We start from the raw sequence: 453 nt of genomic DNA on the forward strand, positions 1-453 counted from the left end.
AGATACACCCGTCTCTTCCTCGTCACTGCCGCTTTCCTTTAGAACACTAGAACCCTGCGCGACCTCAACGCACTCAACAGCGACCACGTCGCGCTTAGTCAAAGCACCATCACTCGAACCCTTAGACTCCTCATCGACAGAATCACCAATCGAAGAATGTTCAAGTAAAGCGCCAGAGTGGATAGCAGCCTCAGACTGAGAAGTTTGTAGGACAGGACCGTTAGGGAATGTCCTACCTTCAAGCTCTGTATATGTATTAGATGTACTATTAGAAGTTATATGAGAAGTTCTCTTAGAAGTTAGGTGGACGCTCATGTCCGGTGATTCTGGACAAGAATGTCCGATGATTCCGTCGGGGGTGTCAGATGGTCTGTGTAAGTCCAGTGCTCATTAGTGAGAGGAAGATTTATGAGCATGGCGTTAGACGACAAGCAGCAGGACAACGACGACCAT

General features: G+C 48.1%; 1 protein-coding gene. It reads right to left on the reverse strand.

Going from position 1 to position 453, the window contains the following annotated elements:
* On the reverse strand, positions 1–315 hold a 315-nt coding region (locus tag GOOTI_RS26560), incomplete at its 3' end, for a hypothetical protein (RefSeq protein WP_007241263.1).
* Between the last annotated feature and the right edge of the window lie 138 nt (positions 316–453).

Origin of the sequence: Gordonia otitidis NBRC 100426, from assembly GCF_000248075.1 — a bacterium.
Taxonomy (GTDB): Bacteria; Actinomycetota; Actinomycetes; order Mycobacteriales; family Mycobacteriaceae; genus Gordonia; species Gordonia otitidis.